Genomic DNA, 17290 nt, shown 5'->3' with positions numbered 1-17290 from the left:
TGTGCCACGAAGGGATCCCCCGCATGACCGACCCGGTCGTCCCCACCACTTCCGGCGCGGTCCGCGGTCAGGTCACCGCCGACGGCGTCGCGCTCTTCCGGGGCGTCCCGTACGCCGCCGCGCCCGAAGGTGATCTGCGCTTCGCCGAGCCCGTCCCCGCGCCTCCGTGGGAAGAGGTCCGTGACGCGAGAAGACCGGGGCCGACCGCCCCGCAGCGCCGCCACGACGTCCCCGGCCTGGACCTGACCCCGCTCGCCGGCCCCGGCTGGCGGCCGGGCCCGGAGTACCTGACGGTCGACGTGTGGACGCCGCAGCCGGGCGCCGCCGCGCTGCCGGTGCTGGTGTTCGTCCACGGTGGCTCGTTCCTCGGCGGCACCGGCTCGGCCGCGGCCTACGACGGCACGGCGTTCGCCCGCGCCGGCGCGGTGCTGGTGACCGTGCAGTACCGGCTCGGCGTCGACGGCTTCCTGCCGCTGGACGGCGGCACCACCAACCTCGGGCTGCGCGACCAGCTCGCGGCGCTGCGCTGGGTCCAGGAGAACATCGCCGGCTTCGGCGGCGACCCCGCCAACGTCACCCTCTTCGGCGCCGCCTCCGGTGCGGTCAGCGTCGCCTGCCTGCTCGGCTCGCCGCTGTCGCCGGGCCTCTTCCGGCGCGCGATCGTCCAAAGCGGACACCCCGACATGGTCCGCGACGGCGTCCAGGCGCGGCGGCTGGCCCGGGTGGTCGCCGACGAGCTGAAGGTCGAACCCACCGCGGAGGCGTTCCGGAAGGTGTCGACCGAGCAGCTGCTCGACGCCCAGGACGCCGTCCTGCGCCCCGGCGGCGCCCCCGACCTGCGCGACGCGCTCGGCTACGACCGCGGCTACGGCCTGAGTCCCTTCCTCCCGGTGATCGGCGACGACGTCCTCCCGCACCACCCGGCCAAGGCGATCCGGGCGGGCGCGGGCCGCGACGTCGACCTGATCGCCGGGAGCTGCAGCGAGGAGATGCGGCTCTACCTGGTCCCCACCGGCGCGCTGGAAGCGGTGACCGACGACCAGGCGATCGCGTCGCTGGCGGTGTCCCACCCGGACCCAGCCGGCGTGCTGCACGCCTACGGCCTCGGCTCCGGCGCCCCGGCCGGCCAGGTCCTCGTCGAAGCCCTGACCGACCTGGTCTTCCGCGACGGCGTCCGCGACCTGGCCGACAACCACACCGGCCGGACGTTCCGCTACGAGTTCGAGTGGGGCTCCCCCCTCCTCGACGGCCGCCTGGGCGCGTGCCACGGACTCGAGCTGCCGTTCGTGTTCGACGCACTGGCCGCGGTCCCCGGCCCCCGCGGCCTCCTCGGCGACAACCCACCGCAGGAGCTGGCCACGGAGCTGAACGGCGCCTGGCACAGCTTCGCCACCACGGGTTCGCCGGGCTGGCCGGAGTACGCGGGCGAGGACACGATGTTCCACGCGTACTGAGCGACGACCGCGCGGCCGTCCGGCGGCACCGCGCAACCGATCGCGGCCCCCAAGGTCACGAACCCGTCGCGCGGCTTGCTCCACCGGGCTGGACTCCGGCCCGGGACGGTTGACGACTCCCCCGCCGCGCTGCCAGGCTCAGGCCGCCCGGACGGCCGGATGAATGGGGACCACCGATGCCCGAGGCGGGCTTTGCCGCACCGCCGCGCGCGTTCGTCCGCACGCTGCTGCGCAGCGGCACACCCGCGGAGCCCGCCGGGCCCGCCACCGACAACGGCGACTTGACCGCGGTCGGGGACGCGACGCTCGCGCGTGCCTCGCGCTACTGGGTGCTCGTGCCGCTGGCGTACCGGATCGCGGCGTTCGTCAAGGTGTTCATCGGGTTCGCCGCCGCCAACGGCGGGCTCGGGCTCGGGCCGGTGCTGGGCGCGACCGCGTTCGCGGTGCTGGCCAACACCGCCGCGGCGGTCTGGGTGCTGCGGTCCGGCGGGCTGCGGGCCCGGATCACCACCCGCGCCCTCGGCCTGGACCTCGCCGTCGGCGTCCTGCTCAACTTCGCCGTGGCCATGACGGCGCCGGCTTCGGTGCAGCCGTTCGCGGTCGACGTGTCGTGGACCTGGCTGGTCGGCTCGGTCGCCATGTGGGCGGGCACGTCCGGGCTGCCCGCGGCGCTGTGGCTGTTCGCGGCGGCCGTGCCGTTGCGGGCGGCGCTGACCGTCGCGGGCGGCCTCCCGCTGGGCCACCAGCTCGCCCTGACGCGGTCGATCGGCTGCCTGGTCGCGCTGGCGGTGGCAATCGTGCTGGCCGTCGCGATCCTCATCCTGCTCGGCGTCGGCACCCGGTTCGCGGTCGACATCGGGCTGCGGCGCGGGCGCGAAGCCGAACGCCGCCGGACCCGGCGCATCATGCACGACAGCGTGCTGCAGACGCTCGAAGCACTGGCCATCTCGGCGCCCGGCGACGAAGCGCAGGCCGTCACGCGGCTGGCCGAACTCCGCTCGGTCGCCAAGGCGGAAGCGGCCGAGCTGCGCCGCCAGATCACCGAGCCGGTGCCGACGGGCCCGACGCGCAGCTTCGCGGTCGAACTCGCCGACGTCGCCACCGAGCTGGCCCGCGACGGCCTGCGCACGCAGCTCGTCGCCGCGGACTTCGCCGACGACCACAAGGTTTCCTCCGCCCGCCGCACCGCGCTGGTCGAGGCGGTCCGGGAAGCGTTGCGCAACACCGTGAAGCACTCCGGGACCAAGCAGGTCGTGCTCCGCGTGGAGGAACGCGACGGCGGGATCGCGGTGGTGGCCCGCGATCAAGGCCAGGGCTTCGACGTCCACGACCGGCCGCCGGGCTTCGGCATCAGCCAGTCCATCGTGGCCCGGCTGGCCGAGGTCGGCGGGCACGGCACCGTGGACTCGCAGCCCGGCCGCGGCACCCGCGTCACGATGTGGGTGCCGGGCTAGGCAACGGATCTGCGCTGCGGCACAAGACTCCCGCGACGGCCGGGGCGCACCATGCCCGGGACAGTCCCCGCGGGAGGAGAAACCCCCATGGCCGATTCGGGCTCCCTGCGCCGCGACGCGCTGGGCACACCGGGCGTCGTCTTCCTCGTCCTCGCCGCCGTCGCGCCGCTGACCGGCATCGTCGTCATCGCCGCCCTGGGCATCGCGCTCGGCAACGGCGGCGGCATGCCCGGCGCGTTCCTGCTCGCCGCGCTGATCCTCGTGCTCTTCGGCGTCGGCTACGCGCAGATGAGCAAGGTGGTCACCGGCGCGGGCGGCTTCTACGTCTACGTCACCAAGGGGCTCGGCCGCCCGATGGGCCTCGTCGCCGCGCTCATCGCCCTGCTGGGCTACAACTGCTTCGTCGCCGGCGCGGTCGGGACGAGCGGCTTCTTCACGGCGAACGTGGTCGAGCAGGTCTTCGGCCGGCACACCCCGTGGCAGCTGTGGAGCCTCGTCTCCGCGGTCGCGGTGTTCGCGCTCGGCCGCCGCGGGGTCGACGTCAGCGCGAAGGTGCTCGGTGTTTCGCTCGTCCTCGAGGTGTCGATCCTGCTCGTCCTGGACGTCGCGGTGGCCGTCCGGACCGGACTGGACGTCCAGGCGTTCTCGCCCGGTGTGGTGTTCTCGGGCTCGATCGGGATCGCGTTCCTGTTCGCCTTCAACGCTTTCGTCGGCTTCGAGGCCACCGGGCTGTTCAGCGAGGAGGCGCGCGACCCGCACCGGACGATCTCCCGCGCGACCTACACCGCGATCGTCCTGATCGGCGTGTTCGCCGCGGTCACGACGTGGGCGATCGTCAGCGCGACGAGCGTCGCCCAGGCCGGGCAGACCGCCCAGGACCACCTCGCGACCGGCGACCTCGTCTTCTCGATCAGCCGGACGTACCTGGGCTCGTTCTTCACCGACGTGATGATGCTGCTGCTGGTCGTGAGCCTGTTCGCGGCGCTGCTGGCGCTGCACAACTCCGCGACGCGCTACCTGTTCGCCCTCGGCCGGGCCCGCGTGCTGCCGGCCGTCCTCGGCCGGACGAACGCGGCGAACGGCGCGCCGTACATCGCGAGCGGCACGCAGATCGGACTGGCGGCGCTGATCGCCGGGGCGTACGCGCTGGCCGGGCTGGACCCCCTCGCCGACCTCACCGCCAGCATGACCGGCATCGGCACCCTCGGCGTGATCGCCCTGCAGGCGCTGGCCGGGATCGCCGTCGTCGCGTTCTTCCGCAAACGGCGCGACCCGCGGCGGTGGCGCACCGCGATCGCCCCCGGCCTCGGCGGGCTCGGCCTGATCGCCGTGACGGCACTGGCGATCGTCAACTTCCCCACGCTCGCCGGCTCCGAAGCCCCCGCGATCGCCCTGCTGCCCTGGCTGCTCGCGGTGGCGGCGGCCGCCGGCCTCGGCCTCGCGGCCTGGCTCCGGCACCGCCGGCCGGACGTCTACGCGGGCCTCGACGAACTCGGTCTCGCCACCGAACCCGCCCCCCGCTGACCCCGGCCACAAGCACCCCAATGTGGCGTTGGTGGCATCCAGCGCACCGAACGCCACATTGGGTGCGCTGGACGCACCCAACGCCACATTGGGCGCTTCGAGCCGGTCGCTCAGGCCGCGCGGCGGATGTCGCGCTCGGCGGCCAGGCTCGCCCGGCACGCGGCGGTCAGCCGGGTGGTCGCGGCGCTGCGGCCGTCCCCGCAGCGCGGGCAGGACATCGCCACGGCCAGGGACAGCTCGTCCACCGCGACGGACAGTTCGGTCCGGCAGCCGCGGCACCAGCGGTGCCGGGTGACCGGGCTGACGTGGGCGGGCGAGGCGACGCACTGGTTGATCCACCGGCCGTGCACGTGGCAGGTCAGGCGGTCGTCGGGCGCCAGCAGGCCGGTGTCCTCGGCGTCGTCTTCGGTGGCGAGCAGGACCGGCAGGCTGCGGACCCGGGTGGTGGTGCAGGTCGTGGTGGTCATCGTGGTCCCCTTTCGCTACTTGTTCGTCGAAGGGGGACCGCCGGATTCGACATGCCGGTGAGGTTGGCCGGAACCCGGTGGTTCTTGGCGTTCCAGCCACTCCCCGGCGCGCACCGGGCCCAGTAGGTTCCCTGCGTGTCGAAATTCCTGCTCTCGGTCCACGTCCTGGCGGCGGTGCTGGCCGTCGGCCCGGTCGCCGTCGCGGCCAGCATGTTCCCCGCCGCCGTCCGCAAGGGCGAGGTCGAGGTGACGGCGATGCTGCACCGGATCTGCCACGTCTACGCCTACGCCGCCATCGCCGTCCCGGTGTTCGGGTTCGGCGTCGCGGGCACCATGCACGTCATGGGCGACCCGTGGCTGCTCACGTCGATCGGCCTGACCGCCGTCGCGGCCGCGGTCCTCGCGCTTCTGGTGCTGCCCAGGCAGAAGCGGCTCCTGACCGGTGAGTCCACTCCGGACAAGCTGAGCCGCCTCGCGATGGTCACCGGGGTGTTCAACCTGCTGTGGGCGGCGGTGACGGTCCTGATGATCGTGCGGCCGGGCTCCTCGACCGGCGCCTAGCCGGGCACGCGGACCGCGACGAAGTCCGGCCGCTTCCGCAGGGCGAACCCGAGCGACAGGTACAACCGGATCGCGGAGGTGTTGCTCGCGGCCGCGTGCAGCATCGGCGTCTCGCCGCGCTCGCGGATCCCCGCCGCCACGGCGAGCACGAGCCGCGTCGCCAGGCCCTCCCCGCGGTGGGCCGGGTCCGTGCAGACCGCGCTGATTTCGGTGTAGCCGGGCGGGTGCAGCCGCTCGCCGGCCATCGCGACCAGCGCACCGCCCCGCCGGATGCCGAGGTACGTGCCGAGTTCGACGGTCCGCTTCCGGAACGGCCCGGGCTTCGTCCGCTCGACGAGGTCGAGCATCTCGGGCACGTCGGTGAGCCCCAGCCGCACGGCCTCCGGCTCCGGCGCGGCCGCGATCCCCTCGTCCACGAGCTGGACGCCCGGGGTCTCGCCGAGCACCTCCCAGCCGGCCGGCGGCCGTTCGACGGTCGCGGCGACCACGACGGTCGCTCCCGGTCCGGCGAGCTCGGCCACGTCGAGCCAGTCCTGCGCACCGGGGTCGTCGGGCAGGGCGAGGAAGGGAGCGACGTCCTCGGGGTAGCGCAGCACGCGGCCGCGCCGTTCCGCGAAGTGGGCGTGCGGACCGGTCAGCGACGCCCAAGCCGGGTTGTCGAGCGGAGAAGCCATACCGCCAGGATCCCCGCACCGGCGGGCCCGGCGGCGCCGGTCCCACATCCTGAGCGCCGCCGGTAGGGTGCGCTCGTGGGTTCCCAGGTCCCGGTGTGGATACCGATCGTCGTCGCGCTGCTCGGCCTGGCCGGGGTGCTCACCACGCAGGTGCTCTCAGGCCGTCGCGAGACCAAGCGGATGGCCGAGGAAACCGCCCGCGAAGAGCGCCGGTGGCAGCGCGAGCGGGAGGCCCGCACGCACGAGACCCGCGCCGCCGCCTACGCCGAGCTCCTCGGCGTCCTCGAGGCGTTCGACATGGTCCTGTTCCGGACGCTCCGGTCCCACGAGCTCGGCAAACCCGTCGACGAGCACCAGCTCACCGAGCTGCGCGAGGTGCGGAGCGAAACCCAGCACGCACTCGGCGCGGTCGCGCTGCACGCGCCGGAACCCGTCCGGAAGCTCGTCAGCGACGCGACGCTGCCGAGGATGCGGCTGGCCTCGCGGCTGATGGACCCCGAGAACCTCGGCGAGGACAACCGCCCGTTCTGGACGGAGGGTCAGCGCGGGTACCGCCTCCTGCGCGCGAAGATGCGCCTCGACCTGGGGTTCGACGCGGAACCGCTGGCCGCGATCGAGGCGATCGGCGCTCAGCCGACGGGGGTCAGCGGCTCGTCGGAAAGCACTGCGGACCCGGCCGACACGACCAGCCGGCCGCCGCCCACCTTGTAGCTGTACTCGCCGTTCACCGCGACGAAGCCGTCGCCCGACTCCTGGGCGGGCAGGACGATGTGGGTGTCGTCCGACGCCGCCTGCCCGCGGGCCTGGCCGTCGTAGAAGATCCGGCCGTCCGGGGTCCGGCAGATCGTGACCTGCGACTTCACCGTCTGCCCAACGAGCAGCGCCGTCCCCTGGCCGCCGGGCAGGAACCGCGCGGCGTCGCCGGGGCACGGCTTTCCGGCCGGCGGAGAAGTCGTGGTGGTGGGCGTGGACGGCGTGACCGGCGGGGTGAGCGCGCCGGCGGTCGTCACCACGGTCTTGGTCGTGGGCAGCGCGGGCGTCGTGTACTCCGGGAAGGGCCCGGACGCGGCCGGGCCGGGCTCCGAGCGCCCGGTGAACAGCAGGACACCGCCGACCGCGACGCCGGCGACGACCATCAGGGTCAGCAGCACCCACAGCGCCCGCGCGCGGGCCCGGCCCGGGGCCAGGCCCGCGCAGGTGCCACAGCGCCCGGCGGCGGGGTCGTTGACCGCACCGCACTGCGCGCACATCCACGGGGTACCCGCCATCGGGCCTCCTTCGGGCCCGGCGCATCGCAAGCGCCGTCACCTCATCGTCACCGACGAGGGCGCGCGCTGCAACGGTCCGCTACGCCCCCTGGACGACGTTGACCATCCAGGGAATGCCGAACTTGTCGACGAGGGCGCCGAATTCGTCGCCCCACATCTGCTTTTCGAACGGAACCGTCACGGTCGCGCCGTCGCTCAGCTGTTCCCAGTAGCCGCGCAAGTCGTCGGCGTCGTCGCCGCTGAGGCTGACCGTGATGTTCGTGCCCGGCCGGTGTTCCATCCCGGCCGGGGTGTCCGACGCCATGAGCGTGAAGCCGTTGTCGGTCTCCAGCTGGGAATGCATGATCTTGTCCGCGTCCGCCCCTTCGGGTGACCCGAATTCCCCGAACGTGTTCACCGTCAGGGTGCCGCCGAAGACGCCCTTGTAGAACTCCATCGCTTGCCGCGCGTCGTCGCGGAAGCTCAGGTACGGGTTGAGACGAGAAGCCACGGCCATCTCCTTCGATCGGCAGAGAGCAGCATCCTCGCAGAACGCCGGGACAGCGCCAATCGGCGGATTTTCAGCGTCACCCTCAGAGCACGAACCGGCGCTGGGCGTCGGGTTCCAGCGGCAGCGCGCCGTGCAACGCGGCCCGCGCGCGCAGCTCCAGCGAGCGGTCGAGCGGCCGCGTGCCCGGGGCCGGCGCGGTGTGGAACGTGCCGCGGTCGAACAGGTACACCAGAGCCAGCTTCCGGTCGAGGCGGCCGGTCTGCTCGCCGAACTCGACGGTGGCGAACCGCAGGCAGCCGCCGTACCCCGCCCGCGAAAGCCGGTCCGCGACGTCGACCAGGTCGGCGGTCAGCACGCGCAGGTCGCGGTTGCGGCGCCAGCACCGCACCGTCGAGCGGCCGTCGAGGTCCTGGGTCACCAGCGGGTGCACCGGCAGCCGGGCCGACGTCGCGGCCAGCAGCTCGGCTTCGGTGCGGGCCAGCGCGTCCCCGGTCACCTTGAAGCCGACCGTGCCGCCGCCGGTGGGCGCGAGGCCGAGCGCGGCGCGCATCCGCGGGGCCGCGGCGGCGAGGGTGTAGAGGGACTGCAGGTGCGGGCGGGACGTCCAGCACCGGACGAGCTTGCTGTCCAGCAGGGTCACGACGATGTGTCCTATCTCCGGTCGAGAAGACCGCCGGGCCGGGCGCACTGGCAATGTCCACAGTGGACGTCAGGCGCGGGGACACCGGGGTCGGAAAGGACAGCATGCGCCCGCGCCGCGTGGTTCCGGTCCGGAACCACGCGGTCACGCGGCGAACGGCAGCACTTCGCCGCCGAACGGTCACTCCGGGTCAGGTTCAGCCGATCAGCGGTACCCCTTTCACCTCACGCCGCCGAGATGACGACCTTCCCGAAGTTCTGCCGGCTCCGGAACCGCTCAACGGCGGCGTTCGCGTCGTCGAACGGGTGAACACCGTCGACGACCGGCTCGAGCGGCCGGACGGCGAGCCACCGGAGGAGGTCCTCGGTGTCCTCGCGGCTGCCGACCCAGATCTTCCGGATGGTCGCGCCGCTGCGGAACAGGTCCATGAACTCGACCGGCGGCCCCTCGGCGCCGACGAACCCGACGAGCGCGATCTCGGCGTGGTGCGTCCCGGCCGCGACGAGCGACTGGGCGAACGTGCCCGGCCCGCCGACCTCGACGATCCGGTCCGCGCCCCGGCCGCCGGTGGCGTCGAGGACCGCCTTGCCCCACTCCGGCGTCGCCCGGTAGTCGAGCACCGTGTCCGCGCCGAGCTCGGTCAGCTTGGCCGCCTTTTCCTCGCTCGACGTCGTCGCGACGACCCGCGCGCCGAGCTGCTTGGCGAGCTGCAGGGCGAACAGCGAGACGCCGCCGGTGCCGAGGGTCAGCACCACGTCGCCCGGGCGCACGCCGGCGAGCGACGTCCACGCGGTGACCGCGGCGCACGGCAGCGTCGCGCCCTGCTCGTAGGTCAGCGAGTCCGGCAGCGCGACGAGCGCGTGTTCCGGCACGGCGCGGTACTCCGCGAGCCAGCCGTCCTGGCCGTTCCCGTAGCCGACCAGCGTGTCCGGCAGCCGTCCGGCGATCCAGTGCGAGTGGAAGGCACCGAGCACCCGGTCGCCGGCGGCGAAGCGCGTGACCCCCTCCCCCACGGCGGCGACCTCGCCCGCGGCGTCGGACAGCGGGATCAGGTCGCCCGGCCCGGTGGTGAAGTGGTCGCCGTCGAGGATGAGCAGGTCGCGGTAGTTCAGCGACGTCGCCCGGACGCGGACGAGCACTTCCCCGCGCTGCGGTTCGGGCTCCGGTTCGTCGCGGCGGACCAGCTTTCCGGCCTCGGGACGGTAGACGCGCACCGGGGAACCTCCCTCATGTTAACTGAATGGCTAACATCGACCATGGCACAGCTCCGCGCGCCCCGGCAACCAGGGATACTCAGGACATGGCCAGCCGCACCGCGACCCCCTTGGACCACCCGGCCCTCGACGACGTCCCGTTCGGCGCGGCCCTCGAAGCCCTCCGCGACCCGCACCGGCTGGCCATGGTCGCCGCCCTCGCCCGCGAACCGGGCCAGTCCTGCGGTGCGATCATGCCGCCGGTCAGCAAGCCCGCGGCGTCCCGGCACTTCAAGATCCTCCGCGCGGCGGGCCTGCTCAAGCAGTGGGACAGCGGCACGCAGCGGCTGAACGCCTTGCGTCGCGAGGAATTCGACGCCCGGTTCCCCGGCCTGCTCGACCTGGCCCTCGCCGAAGCCGGGCGCTGATCCGGGAGCTTCCGCGCCAACCAGACATTTAGCGTTGCTAATAGATCTGAGTCAGAGCTACCTTGGCGGCATGACCGAACTCGCCGACCGGCTGCTGGGCGCCGTCCAGGGGATCCGCCGCGTGGTGCGCCGCCGGGTGCGCGCCGAAGCGCCCGGTTCCCCGCTGCCCGGCGCCCAGGTCGAAGTCCTGCGCGTGGTGGCCGACCACCCCGGCATCGGCGTCGCCGCGGCCGCGCGCGAGCTGCACCTGGCGAACAACTCGGTCAGCACGCTGGTCAACCAGCTCGCCGACGCCGGGCTGCTGCGCCGCGAGCCCGACCCCGCGGACCGGCGTGCGGCCCGGCTGGAGATCACCGGCGCCGCGCGCGACCGGATGGCGTCGTGGCGGCGCGCCCGGACCGGGCTCGTCGCCGGAGCCCTCACCACACTGTCCGAAGAGGACCGTGAGGCGATCGAGAACGCGCTGCCGGCCTTGGAAAAACTCATGGGCGTCCTGAAGGAGCAGCCATGACCGAACCCGCGGTGCGCTGCACCGGCCTGAGCCATTCGTTCGGCCCGACCCGCGCGGTGGACGGCGTCGACCTGGAGATCCGCGCGGGCGAGGTGTTCGGCCTGCTCGGCCCGAACGGCGCGGGCAAGACCACCACCCTCCGGATGATCACCACCCTGCTGCCCACGGCGCCGGAGAAGATCACGGTCTTCGGCGTCGACGTCGCCCGCCGCCGGATGGCCGTGCGACGGCTGATCGGCTACGTCCCGCAGCAGCTGTCCGCCGACGGCGCGCTGACCGGCCGCGAAAACGTCGCGTTGTTCGCCCGGCTCTTCGACGTCCCGCGCGCGCGGCGTACCCAGCAGGTGCGGAACGCCTTGGAGCTGGTCGGGCTCGAGGGCGACGCCGACCGCACGGCCAAGACGTACTCCGGCGGCATGATCCGCCGCCTCGAGCTGGCCCAGGCCCTGGTCAGCTCGCCGCGGCTGCTCATCCTCGACGAGCCGACCATCGGCCTCGACCCGGTCGCCCGCTCGTCGGTGTGGGACCGCATCGCCGAAATCCGCGAAGCGACCGGGATGACGGTGCTCGTCACGACCCACTACATGGACGAGGCCGAGCAGCACTGCGACCGCGTCGCGCTGATGCACGCCGGCCGGATCCGCGCGCTGGGCACCCCCGCCGAGCTGGAAGCGGGCCTCGGGCCGGAGTCCACTTTGGACGACGTGTTCCGCGCGGCGACCGGCGACCGCCTCGACAGCGACGAAGGAGGGATCCGCAGTGTCCGTGCCACTCGCCGCACCGCCCGCCGTCTCGGCTGACCCCGGTCCGCTCGGCCGGCTGCGCGTGCTCGTCGCCCGCGTCGGCGCGATGTGCCTGGTGGAACTGCAGAAACTGCGCCGCGACCAGACCGAGCTGCTCACCCGCGCGATCCAGCCCGCGCTGTGGCTGCTGATCTTCGGGGAGACGTTCACCCGGCTGAAGGCGATCCCGACCGGCTCGACGCCGTACCTCGACTACCTCGCGCCGGGCATCCTCGCGCAGTCGGCGCTGTTCATCGCGATCTTCTACGGCATCCAGATCATCTGGGAACGGGACGCGGGCGTGCTCGCCAAGCTCCTGGTGACCCCGACCCCGCGCGCGGCGCTCGTCGCCGGGAAGGCGTTCGCGGCCGGGGTCCGCGCGCTCGTCCAGGCGCTCATGGTCCTCGTGCTGGCCGCGGTCCTCGGCGTCGGGTTGACCGCGAACCCGGTGAAGCTGCTCGCGATGGCCGTCGTCCTCGTGCTCGGGTCGGCGTTCTTCTGCTGCCTGTCCATCGTGATCGCCGGGATCGTGCTGTCCCGCGAACGGCTGATGGGCATCGGGCAGGCGATCACCATGCCGCTGTTCTTCGGCTCCAACGCGTTGTACCCGGTGGACCTGATGCCGTCGTGGCTGAAGGTGCTCAGCCACGTCAACCCGTTGAGCTACCAGGTGGACGCGCTGCGCGGCCTGCTGATCGGCACGCCGGCGCACCTGGGTCTCGACTTCGGCGTGCTGGCCGCGGCGACGGCGGCGGCGATTTCGGTCGCTTCGGCGCTGCTCGGCAGGTTGGCCCGGTGAGGCCCATCTCTCACCGAACGGAAGCTTCATTCCCGGATGGCTAATCTCGGTTCCGTGAATGGTCGCCCTGGCGTGTTCTCTTTGGTCGGATTGTGCGTTCTCGCCGGAATACTGGTGGCGGGCACGGTGGCGCCCGCCGCCATCGGCGCGGGACTGCTGTCGAATCAGGTGAGCGATTCGGTGGACGCCATTTCCGCGCAGCTCGCGGCGGCCGATCCGCCGCTCACCACGACGGTGACCGATCGCGACGGCACCCCGATCGCGACGCTCTACGCGCAGTACCGCCTCCCCGTCACCGCGGCCGGGATCGCGACGACGATGAAGGCCGCGATCATCGGGGTCGAGGACCGCCGCTTCTACACCGAAGGCGGCGTCGACCCGCAGGGAATGCTGCGCGCGGCGGTCAACGACAGCACCGGCGGCGCGTTGCAGGGCGCGTCGACGATCACCCAGCAGTACGTCAAGAACTACCTGATCAACGTCGTCGACCGGACCGACCCGGTGGCCCAGCAGGCCGACCGCGAGGATTCGCTCGCCCGCAAGCTGCGGGAGGCGAAAATGGCCGTCCAGCTCAACGACACGATGAGCAAGGACGACATTCTGGCCGATTACCTCAACGTGGTCGAATTCAGCGGAACCGTGTACGGGGTCGGCGCGGCGGCGAAAGCGTACTTCGGGACTACGGCGGACAAACTGACCGTGCCGCAGGCCGCTTTGCTCGCCGGAATGGTGAACAACCCCAGCGTCTACAACCCGTACACGCACCCGGACAAGGCGCTGCAGCGCCGCAACCTCGTCATCGACGACATGGTCACCAACGGGTCCCTCCCGGCGTCCTACGCGGCGACGGCGAAAGCGGCACCGCTCGGGCTGCTGCCGGACGGGCCGGTGACGCCGTCCGGTACGTGCATGGGCGCGGCGCCGGACGCGGGCTTCTTCTGCGCCTACGCGGAAAACTACCTCGTGCACGCGGGGTTCACCGCGGACCGGCTGGCCACCGGCGGGTACACGGTCAAGACGACGCTCGACCCGCGCGTCTCGCAGGTGGCGAAGGACGCCGTCGACGCGAACGTGCCGACCACCCAGGACGGCGTGGCGAACACCTTCGCCGTCGTGCAGCCGGGTTCGGCCGGGCACCAGGTGCTCGCCATGGTCGCCAACCGGAACTACGGCACGGATCCGGCGCGCGGCGAGACGTCCACCGACATCGTGGCCGACGCGAGCAACGAGTTCGGCGCCGGCTCGTCGTTCAAGATCTTCACCTCGGCCGCGGCGCTCGTCACCGGCAAGGCCGGCCTGGACACGCCGCTGCCGAACCCGGACAGCCAGTGCTTCCCGGTGCCGGACGCCCATTCGTCGTGCTACACCGTCCACAACGACGGCCACTACGCCGATCCGATCAGCCTCGCCGACGGGCTGGCGACGTCGCCGAACGTGGCGTTCGTCGGGCTGGAGAGCCAGGTCGGCATGCCCGCGGTGCTCGACATGGCGTACAAGCTGGGGCTGCGGAACACCCTCGCGACCAACGACGCCGGTGCCGCGCCGAACCCCGCTTCGGGCAACCCGCAGTTCAGCGAGCCGCAGTCGGCGTACTTCCGGAACCTGCTGTCGTTCACCCTCGGCAACAGCCCGGTCAGCCCGCTGGAGATGGCGAACGTCTCGGCGACCCTGATGAGCGGCGGCGTCTGGTGCCCGCCGGACCCGATCCTGGCGGTGACCGACCGGAACGGGAACGCCGTGCCGGTGCCGCAGCAGGCGTGCGAGCAGGTCATCCCGACCGGCGTGGCGAACACCCTCGAAGCGGGCCTGAGCAAGGACACGACGGACGGCACGTCGGCCCAGGCCGCCCACGCGGCCGGCTGGACCCGCCCCGACATCGGCAAGACGGGCACGACCCAGCAGAGCGAATCGGTCGCGTTCGTCGGCGGCGTCGACGGCTACGCGGTGTCGTCGATGGTCTTCGCCGACGGCTCGCACCCACGGGAGATCTGCCCGGGTACCCCGGTGCACCTGGGCGACTGCGGCCACGGCGCGTTCGGCGGCACGGTCGCCGCGCCGCCGTACTTCCACGCCATGAGCGAGCTGCTGGCCGGGGTCCCGGACCAGCCGATCCCCGGCCCGGACCCGGCGTACCTGCAGGCGCGGAGCTAGCTAGCGCGGTTCGAGGAAGACGAGCGGGATCTCGCGCTCGGTCTTGGTCTGGTACTGCGCGTAGTTCTTGAACTGGCCGGCGATCTTCGGCCAGAGCTTCGCGCGCTCTTCGGCGTTCGCGACCCGCGCGCGCATCGGCCGCTTCGGCGCGCCCTTGAGCGACACCTCGACGTCCGGCCGGTCGCGCAGGTTGAGGAACCACGCGGGGTGCGTGTCGTCCCCACCGCGCGAAGCCACGACGACGAGCGCGTCGCCCTCCTGGTGCGGCGAGGTCAGCAGCACCGTCCGCGGCTGCCCGCTCTTGCGCCCGACGGTGGTGAGTTCGAGGACGGGCATCCCGGCCTGCCAGCCGACGCGCCCGCCGGTGAGCTTGATCAGGCCGCGGTGCACGGCGTTCATCGTCTTCAGGACGCGGTCGCTCGGCATGGGCCCAATCTAGCCCCGCCCACCCGCCGTCACCGTTCGGCCCCGATGTCCACTTTGCCCGCTCCCGGTCCGCACCAGTTCCCGAAAACCCCCACGCGGCGCGCGAGCGGTGTGCGAGGCTGCGGCGAACACGGACCGAAAGAGAGAAGACCGATGCTGATCTGGGGCTGGCGGACACGGATCTACGTGCTGGCGATGACGACGTTCCTCTGCGGCCGCTGCGGCAACCCCGCTTCGCACGCGGTCCGCAAGGCGGTCACGAAGTTCACGCTGTTCTTCATCCCGCTCTTCCCGATCGGCGTCAAGTACACCGCGCAGTGCACCTTCTGCGGCATCGAAAACCGCATCCCGAAGGAGGACGCGGTCCGCCTGCAGGCACAGGAGGAGCAGCACGGCCAGGCCCAGGCCGCGCCGGGCTACCCGCCGCACCCGTCCCAGCCGCAGCACCCTTCGCAGGGTTTCCCTTCGCAGGACGCCGGTCCGCAGGGCTTCCAGTCCCCGCACCCCTCCCAGCCCCAGGGTTTCCCGGCACCGCAGGGTTTCCAGCCGCCGCACCCGTCGCAGCCGCAGGGCTTCCCCCAGCCGGGCCAGCCGGGCCAGTTCCCCCAGCAGGGCCAGTAGCTCCCAGCGGGCGCGAGCCTGCCGGACCCCTCGGCACCGGCGGGCCGCCCGCAGCCGGGTCAGTTTCCCCACAGAGCCAGCAAGCCCCAGCAAGCGCGAGCCAGCCGGATCCCTTCGCACCGGCAGGCCGCCCGCAGCCGAGCCAGCTCCCACAGCGCGGCGGACCCGAACACCCGTCACCGAGGCGAACTCGCCACTAAGCCCCAACCGGCGCGAACCCGGCAGCCCGCCGCGCAACCCGAGCCGCCATCGCCGCGAACCGCGCGTGCAAAGCCGCGAGCAACACCACATCGACCGCGGCCCGCCCCCCGTACGGCCACTCGGGCCCACCGGCCCGCTCCCGCAACTCCCGCTCGGCCACCCCGGCGAGCGCGACAGCGTCACCGAGCCCGCCGCCGCCCCCACCGCAGAGCAGCTCCCGCAGCGCACGAGCGGCCTCGGCGGCGTGCGCCCCCAACCGGGCCACCACGGGCCTCACCGGCGCCGGCACGATTCCCCGCGCGTCCGCGACCTCCCGCGCAAGTCCACCCATCCGAGTGACTTCGGCGGCGACGTGGACGGCGGCGAGCACCGCCTTCACCTCCTCCTCCCGCGGGGCGTGCAGCGCCAGCAGCGCCCCCGCCTGGTCCTCGCACGCGGCTCCGAGCGCGGCCACCGCCGCGGCCTGTTCGCGGGCACGTCCGCCCAGCGTGTGGTCACTTTCGAGGACCGCGCGCGTGGCCTCTTCGAGCGCGATCGCGACGAGCGCGCACAGGTCCGCCAGCCGGTGGGCGAGCGTGACCAGTTCCTTCTGAAACGCCGTCGGCATGGCGGCAGGAAACCAGCCCGGCCGGGTTCCGGCACCTCGTCGCCCGGCCCGGAATTGTCGGACCCCCGTGCTCTCCTCGACGGCGAGAGCGGTGCACCCCGCACCCGGAGCGGAAGGAGAGCCCGATGGCGGGCGAAACGATGGTCACGGTGGTCGGCAACCTGACGGCGGACCCGGAACTGCGGTTCACCCCGGCCGGCGCGGCGGTCGCGAACTTCACGATCGCGTCCACCCCGAGGCAGCTCGACCGCGAATCCGGCGAATGGCGCGACGGCGACCCGATGTTCCTGCGCTGCAGCGTGTGGCGGCAGTTCGCGGAAAACGCGGCGGAGTCCCTCCTGCGCGGATCGCGCGTGATCGCGCACGGCCGCCTGAGACAGCGGTCGTACGACACACCGGAGGGCGAGAAGCGGACGGTGACGGAGCTGGACGTCGACGAGCTCGGCCCGTCCCTGCGCTACGCGACGGCCAAGGTCACCAAGCTCAGCCGCCCGGCCGGCACCGAAGGCAGCAGCACCTGGACCCCGGAACCGGTGGGTGCGGAGGGTCCGCCGTTCTGACCTCCTATCCGTTCGCGCCCGGCATCCGAACGTCCGTCGACGGGGTTTCGAGCCGTACTGGATCAGCGGCGGTGACGATGAGGGAGCGCTCAGGCCGGACCGAACCCGGGTGTGCTGTCGAAATCCGCTCAGCCGGTTCGACGCACGGGTAGGACGAGGCCGGACGACGAGCGGGAGGGACCGAGATGAGCGGGAACGAGAACACCGGATCACCGGAAGCACGCCCCGAGCTCAACCACCGGATGCGCGCGATGCTGCGAGCGGTGGCGGCGGGCCGGGGCCTGGTGTCGTGCAGCAGCGAACCGGACCTCTTCATCGACGGCCTCTCGTGCGGCGACCAGTTTTCCGCCCACGCACTGGCCCACCAGGGCCTGGTCCGCCCCGCCCGCCCGGGCCGCCCCGGCGAGCTGGTCCCGGCCCTCCTGACGACGGCCGGCCAAGCGGTCCTGGCCGAGAAGCACCGCCCAGCCGCCTGACGG

Annotated in this window: 21 protein-coding genes; 13 read left to right on the top strand and 8 right to left on the bottom strand. The window is 72.9% G+C overall.

The annotated features are described in order from the left end of the window. The first annotated feature begins 23 nt into the window (after positions 1-23). From AB5J73_RS29045 to AB5J73_RS29035, 3 genes are all read left to right on the top strand, one after another. Positions 24-1454, top strand: a complete 1431-nt coding sequence (locus AB5J73_RS29045) for a carboxylesterase/lipase family protein (RefSeq protein ID WP_370961841.1) — start codon at positions 24-26, stop codon at positions 1452-1454. Positions 1455-1630: 176 nt separating this feature from the next. Further along, positions 1631-2908, top strand: a complete 1278-nt coding sequence (locus tag AB5J73_RS29040) for a sensor histidine kinase (protein ID WP_370961840.1) — start codon at positions 1631-1633, stop codon at positions 2906-2908. 87 nt (positions 2909-2995) lie between these two features. Next, positions 2996-4432 carry an APC family permease gene (locus AB5J73_RS29035; RefSeq protein ID WP_370961839.1) on the top strand — a complete coding sequence of 479 codons (1437 nt, stop codon included), beginning with the start codon at positions 2996-2998 and terminating at the stop codon, positions 4430-4432. Between the two features lie 110 nt (positions 4433-4542). Here the strand turns inward: AB5J73_RS29035 and AB5J73_RS29030 are convergent, their stop codons facing one another. Next, positions 4543-4899 carry a hypothetical protein gene (locus AB5J73_RS29030; RefSeq protein ID WP_370961838.1) on the bottom strand — a complete coding sequence of 119 codons (357 nt, stop codon included), beginning with the start codon at positions 4897-4899 and terminating at the stop codon, positions 4543-4545. Between the two features lie 135 nt (positions 4900-5034). On the opposite strand from AB5J73_RS29030, the gene AB5J73_RS29025 reads away from it, so the two are divergent. After that, positions 5035-5460, top strand: a complete 426-nt coding sequence (locus AB5J73_RS29025) for a hypothetical protein (protein ID WP_370961837.1) — start codon at positions 5035-5037, stop codon at positions 5458-5460. Here AB5J73_RS29025 and AB5J73_RS29020 read toward each other — a convergent pair. Continuing rightward, positions 5457-6134, bottom strand: a complete 678-nt coding sequence (locus AB5J73_RS29020; protein WP_370961836.1) for a GNAT family N-acetyltransferase — start codon at positions 6132-6134, stop codon at positions 5457-5459. The two genes, AB5J73_RS29025 and AB5J73_RS29020, sit on opposite strands and share 4 nt — an antisense overlap. A gap of 75 nt (positions 6135-6209) precedes the next feature. On the opposite strand from AB5J73_RS29020, the gene AB5J73_RS29015 reads away from it, so the two are divergent. Continuing rightward, positions 6210-6845 carry a hypothetical protein gene (locus AB5J73_RS29015; protein WP_370961835.1) on the top strand — a complete coding sequence of 212 codons (636 nt, stop codon included), beginning with the start codon at positions 6210-6212 and terminating at the stop codon, positions 6843-6845. Here the strand turns inward: AB5J73_RS29015 and AB5J73_RS29010 are convergent. From AB5J73_RS29010 to AB5J73_RS28995, 4 genes are all read right to left on the bottom strand, one after another. Next, positions 6764-7402 carry a hypothetical protein gene (locus tag AB5J73_RS29010; RefSeq protein WP_370961834.1) on the bottom strand — a complete coding sequence of 213 codons (639 nt, stop codon included), beginning with the start codon at positions 7400-7402 and terminating at the stop codon, positions 6764-6766. The genes AB5J73_RS29015 and AB5J73_RS29010 overlap by 82 nt on opposite strands. Before the next feature lie 79 nt (positions 7403-7481). Then, a complete protein-coding gene (locus AB5J73_RS29005) occupies positions 7482-7892 on the bottom strand; it encodes a VOC family protein (protein ID WP_370961833.1) in 411 nt (136 codons plus the stop codon). Between the two features lie 82 nt (positions 7893-7974). Beyond that, positions 7975-8532 carry a hypothetical protein gene (locus tag AB5J73_RS29000; protein ID WP_370961832.1) on the bottom strand — a complete coding sequence of 186 codons (558 nt, stop codon included), beginning with the start codon at positions 8530-8532 and terminating at the stop codon, positions 7975-7977. 224 nt (positions 8533-8756) lie between these two features. Next, positions 8757-9746 (bottom strand): NAD(P)-dependent alcohol dehydrogenase, encoded by a 990-nt coding sequence (locus tag AB5J73_RS28995; protein ID WP_370961831.1) that lies wholly within the window; start codon positions 9744-9746, stop codon positions 8757-8759. Positions 9747-9832: 86 nt separating this feature from the next. Here AB5J73_RS28995 and AB5J73_RS28990 point away from each other — a divergent pair, with 86 nt between their 5' ends. From AB5J73_RS28990 to AB5J73_RS28970, 5 genes are all read left to right on the top strand, one after another. Next, positions 9833-10153, top strand: a complete 321-nt coding sequence (locus tag AB5J73_RS28990) for an ArsR/SmtB family transcription factor (protein WP_370961830.1) — start codon at positions 9833-9835, stop codon at positions 10151-10153. Positions 10154-10223: 70 nt separating this feature from the next. Continuing rightward, a complete protein-coding gene (locus tag AB5J73_RS28985; protein WP_370961829.1) occupies positions 10224-10664 on the top strand; it encodes a MarR family winged helix-turn-helix transcriptional regulator in 441 nt (146 codons plus the stop codon). Beyond that, positions 10661-11464: an ABC transporter ATP-binding protein gene (locus AB5J73_RS28980; RefSeq protein ID WP_370961828.1), complete on the top strand. Its 804-nt coding sequence runs from the start codon at positions 10661-10663 to the stop codon at positions 11462-11464. The genes AB5J73_RS28985 and AB5J73_RS28980 overlap by 4 nt, the downstream gene beginning before the upstream one ends. Continuing rightward, positions 11424-12245, top strand: a complete 822-nt coding sequence (locus AB5J73_RS28975) for an ABC transporter permease (protein ID WP_370961827.1) — start codon at positions 11424-11426, stop codon at positions 12243-12245. The genes AB5J73_RS28980 and AB5J73_RS28975 overlap by 41 nt, the downstream gene beginning before the upstream one ends. A 36-nt stretch (positions 12246-12281) precedes the next feature. After that, the gene (locus tag AB5J73_RS28970) at positions 12282-14396 is read left to right on the top strand and encodes a transglycosylase domain-containing protein (RefSeq protein ID WP_370961826.1); all 2115 of its coding nucleotides are present in this window, start codon (positions 12282-12284) and stop codon (positions 14394-14396) included. Here the strand turns inward: AB5J73_RS28970 and AB5J73_RS28965 are convergent, their stop codons facing one another. After that, positions 14397-14822, bottom strand: coding sequence for a nitroreductase/quinone reductase family protein (locus tag AB5J73_RS28965; protein WP_370961825.1), 426 nt, complete (start codon positions 14820-14822; stop codon positions 14397-14399). Between the two features lie 153 nt (positions 14823-14975). Here AB5J73_RS28965 and AB5J73_RS28960 point away from each other — a divergent pair, with 153 nt between their 5' ends. Then, positions 14976-15443 (top strand): zinc-ribbon domain-containing protein, encoded by a 468-nt coding sequence (locus AB5J73_RS28960; protein ID WP_370961824.1) that lies wholly within the window; start codon positions 14976-14978, stop codon positions 15441-15443. 196 nt (positions 15444-15639) lie between these two features. Here the strand turns inward: AB5J73_RS28960 and AB5J73_RS28955 are convergent, their stop codons facing one another. After that, on the bottom strand, positions 15640-16251 hold the full coding sequence (locus AB5J73_RS28955; RefSeq protein ID WP_370961823.1) for a PhoU domain-containing protein: 612 nt from the start codon (positions 16249-16251) through the stop codon (positions 15640-15642). Positions 16252-16376: 125 nt separating this feature from the next. On the opposite strand from AB5J73_RS28955, the gene AB5J73_RS28950 reads away from it, so the two are divergent. Both AB5J73_RS28950 and AB5J73_RS28945 read left to right on the top strand, forming a co-directional pair. Beyond that, complete coding sequence (locus tag AB5J73_RS28950; protein ID WP_370961822.1) at positions 16377-16811, top strand: single-stranded DNA-binding protein; 435 nt, start codon at positions 16377-16379, stop codon at positions 16809-16811. A 185-nt stretch (positions 16812-16996) separates the two neighbouring features. After that, the gene (locus tag AB5J73_RS28945; RefSeq protein WP_370961821.1) at positions 16997-17287 is read left to right on the top strand and encodes a hypothetical protein; all 291 of its coding nucleotides are present in this window, start codon (positions 16997-16999) and stop codon (positions 17285-17287) included. The last annotated feature ends 3 nt before the right edge of the window (positions 17288-17290 follow it).

Origin of the sequence: Amycolatopsis sp. cg9 (assembly GCF_041346945.1) — a bacterium.
GTDB lineage: Bacteria > Actinomycetota > Actinomycetes > Mycobacteriales > Pseudonocardiaceae > Amycolatopsis.
The sequence above is the reverse complement of the archived record's forward strand: the minus strand, read 5'-3'. Positions and strand labels throughout refer to the sequence as shown.

Bases quoted from the DNA above. Each gene is read 5' to 3' on its own strand.
- AB5J73_RS29045 (WP_370961841.1), top strand. From the start codon at position 24: ATGACCGACCCGGTCGTCCCCACCACTTCCGGCGCGGTCCGCGGTCAG.
- AB5J73_RS29040 (WP_370961840.1), top strand. From the start codon at position 1,631: ATGCCCGAGGCGGGCTTTGCCGCACCGCCGCGCGCGTTCGTCCGCACG.
- AB5J73_RS29035 (WP_370961839.1), top strand. From the start codon at position 2,996: ATGGCCGATTCGGGCTCCCTGCGCCGCGACGCGCTGGGCACACCGGGC.
- AB5J73_RS29030 (WP_370961838.1), bottom strand. From the start codon at position 4,899: ATGACCACCACGACCTGCACCACCACCCGGGTCCGCAGCCTGCCGGTC.
- AB5J73_RS29020 (WP_370961836.1), bottom strand. From the start codon at position 6,134: ATGGCTTCTCCGCTCGACAACCCGGCTTGGGCGTCGCTGACCGGTCCG.
- AB5J73_RS29010 (WP_370961834.1), bottom strand. From the start codon at position 7,402: ATGGCGGGTACCCCGTGGATGTGCGCGCAGTGCGGTGCGGTCAACGAC.
- AB5J73_RS28990 (WP_370961830.1), top strand. From the start codon at position 9,833: ATGGCCAGCCGCACCGCGACCCCCTTGGACCACCCGGCCCTCGACGAC.
- AB5J73_RS28985 (WP_370961829.1), top strand. From the start codon at position 10,224: ATGACCGAACTCGCCGACCGGCTGCTGGGCGCCGTCCAGGGGATCCGC.
- AB5J73_RS28980 (WP_370961828.1), top strand. From the start codon at position 10,661: ATGACCGAACCCGCGGTGCGCTGCACCGGCCTGAGCCATTCGTTCGGC.
- AB5J73_RS28970 (WP_370961826.1), top strand. From the start codon at position 12,282: ATGGCTAATCTCGGTTCCGTGAATGGTCGCCCTGGCGTGTTCTCTTTG.
- AB5J73_RS28965 (WP_370961825.1), bottom strand. From the start codon at position 14,822: ATGCCGAGCGACCGCGTCCTGAAGACGATGAACGCCGTGCACCGCGGC.
- AB5J73_RS28960 (WP_370961824.1), top strand. From the start codon at position 14,976: ATGCTGATCTGGGGCTGGCGGACACGGATCTACGTGCTGGCGATGACG.
- AB5J73_RS28955 (WP_370961823.1), bottom strand. From the start codon at position 16,251: ATGCCGACGGCGTTTCAGAAGGAACTGGTCACGCTCGCCCACCGGCTG.
- AB5J73_RS28950 (WP_370961822.1), top strand. From the start codon at position 16,377: ATGGCGGGCGAAACGATGGTCACGGTGGTCGGCAACCTGACGGCGGAC.
- AB5J73_RS28945 (WP_370961821.1), top strand. From the start codon at position 16,997: ATGAGCGGGAACGAGAACACCGGATCACCGGAAGCACGCCCCGAGCTC.